Below are 2,779 nucleotides of genomic sequence, written 5' to 3' on the forward strand. Positions count from 1 at the left end.
TTACTGCGTGGGATGGCACGCCTACAAATCGGAGTGGATCTGTTTCGAACACCAAGGATACGCCCGGCAGAAGGCGATCGCGTGGTGGAAACTCCGCTCGCCCGACCCCGTACCCGACACGGTGGCTGAAGCGCTCGCCCGCATCGATGGGGGCGCATTGGCCCAGGCCTTAGCGATCACCGTCCGCAGTGTGTCGGGCGAGCAGTTCGACCGGATCATCGACTACGAGTTGGGCCCACTCCCCGAGCCGTGCGAGGCAGGGACGGAACCGAGATATGACGATGAGGAGGTTCCGTTTTGACCACCAGCGCCAGCGGAACATCGATGTTGGACGCCGCCTTGGCCTACTTGGACGCCGGCCTGTGCGTGTTGCCGGCGCTGCGGCAGCAGAAACGGCCCGCGCTATCGGGCTGGAAAGCGTTTCAGCAGCGGCTGCCGACCGAGCGACAGATCCGCGAGTGGTTTTCGGTTAGCACGGACGGACTTTGCATCGTCACGGGCGCTGTCAGCGGCAACCTGGAAGTGCTGGACTTCGATCACGGCGGCGATCGCTATGCGGCCTGGCGCGAACGAATACCACCACCGCTCCGGCAAAACCTGGTCGTGGAAACGAGCCAATCGGGCGGCAAGCATGTCATCTATCGCTGCGCCGAGTCCGTGAGCGGCAATATGAAGCTCGCCTCAGGCCTGCGCGACAATCAGCTTGTGACACTGATCGAAACGCGTGGCGAAGGCGGGCTCTTCCTGTGCGCACCCACGCCTGGATACACGCTCGAGCAGGGAACACTGACAGCTATCCAACAGCTATCGGCAGCGGATCGACAGCTATTGCTCGAGGCCGCCTGGGAACTCAATGAGCATACCCCCGCGCCGGTCCCACAGCCGACGTCGTCACATGCGATCGACGGACGGCCCGGTGACGACTTCAACGAGCGCGGTGATGTGCGTGCGGTGCTCGTCAGGCATGGCTGGACGTTGGTCAAGACGGGTGAGAACGAATACTGGCGCCGGCCCGGCAAGAGCTCGGGGTCATCAGCCACGCTCAAGGATCGCGTGTTCTACGTCTTCAGCGGCAACGCCGATCCGTTTGAGCCCAATCGTGCGTACGCGCCCTTCACTGTCTACACGCTGCTCGAACATGGCGGCGATTTCGTGGCCGCCGCCCGCGCGCTGCGATCCGATGGGTTCGGTGCCGATGGGCCACCGGTGGATCTCTCGGGTTTGCTGATGCTTGGCCCAGTGGACACGGAACCGGTGAAGCCACTCGCCGGTGATCCAGGTCCACTACCGGACGAGCTGTTACGTATGCCCGGGTTCGTCTCCGAGGTGATGGACTACTGCTTGGCCACAGCGCCATACCCCAACCAGGTCATGGCCTTCTGCGGCGCACTCGCACTGCAGGCGTTTCTGGCGGGCCGGAAGGTCCGGGATGCTGGTGACAATCGCACAAATCTGTACTTGCTTGGGCTCGCCCATTCCGCGGCCGGCAAGGACTGGCCGCGTAAGGTCAATACGCGCATCCTGCACGAGATCGGCGCGGCCGATGGCCTGGGGGAACGATTCGCGAGCGGCGAAGGGATCCAGGATGCGCTGTTCCTCTCGCCCAGCATGTTGTTCCAGACCGACGAAATCGACGGGCTGCTGCAATCGATCAACCGGTCCCGCGACGCCCGGCACGAGAACATCATGTCCACGCTGCTCACGCTCTATTCGAGCGCTAACAGTGTGTTTCCCATGCGGCGCAAGGCGGGGCGGGAATTGCCGGGCGCGATCGATCAACCGTCGCTGGTGATCTTCGGCACAGCGATCCCCAATCACTACTACGAAGCCCTGTCCGAACGCATGCTCACCAACGGCTTCTTCGCCCGCATGATCATCCTGGAGTGCGGTAAACGCGGATCGGGCCAGGAGCCGCAGATTGAAGACATTCCCACGCGAATCTTGGAGACAGCCCAGTGGTGGCACGACTTTCGTCCGGGTGCGGGCAATCTCCAGAATTGGCATCCGAAACCGGTTGTCGTGCCCCACACGCCCGCTGCTCGACAGCGGCTGATCGATGCGCGCCTCGAAGCGGAAGCCGAGTACGAGCGCGCCGAGATCGACAGCGATGCGGTGGGGACCACCGTGTGGGGACGCGTCAGCGAACAGACTCGCAAGCTGGCGCTACTCCACGCCGTGAGCCAGAACGCCAGGGCTCCGGAGATCGGACGCGATGCGGTGGAGTGGGCGGTGCGATTCGTCATGCACCAGACGCGCCGCATGCTGTTCATGGCCAACAATCACGTCGCGGAGAATCCGTTTCACGCCGAATGCCTCCATGCGCTTCGAAAGCTGCGGGAGGCACAGGGCCATCAACTGGCTCACAGCGTGCTGCTCAAACGGATGAAGATGGACGCGAAGGGCTTCGCGGAACTCATCACGACGCTCGAGCAACAGGGCGACGTGGAGACGATCGTCGTGGCCCGTGCCGGCACGCCGCATCGAGCCTATCGCTTACGGGGTGAATCGTGTGGTGCAGGGTGAAACGTGAACCCGTTGGACGCACCCCATGAGAGGTAGCTGGAAGGTGAAACGAGAGAAACGAGGGTGAAAGGTGAAAACGCAAGAATATACAAGAAAAACAACTCTCTCTCTTCTCCTTTCCCTCCTTTCACCCGTACCCCCATGCACGCGCAAAAACACGCGTACACACGCGTATGCGCTAGGGTGGGGTGAAAGGAGAAACGTGACATTTTCGGACCATGGAACAGGCGTCCCAGTGGGTCGGCAGCGATCGTCT

1 protein-coding gene and 1 pseudogene are annotated in these 2,779 nt (G+C 62.4%); both read left to right on the plus strand.

The features are described 5' to 3' along the window. A pseudogene (locus tag ACYC56_RS14480) lies at nucleotides 1-301 on the plus strand (hypothetical protein); the annotation flags it as partial. After that, nucleotides 298-2,523, plus strand: coding sequence for a bifunctional DNA primase/polymerase (locus tag ACYC56_RS14485; RefSeq protein ID WP_461374879.1), 2,226 nt, complete (start codon nucleotides 298-300; stop codon nucleotides 2,521-2,523). The pseudogene ACYC56_RS14480 and the gene ACYC56_RS14485, both read left to right, overlap by 4 nt. The last annotated feature ends 256 nt before the right edge of the window (nucleotides 2,524-2,779 follow it).

Source organism: Candidatus Aquicultor sp. (assembly GCF_054640775.1).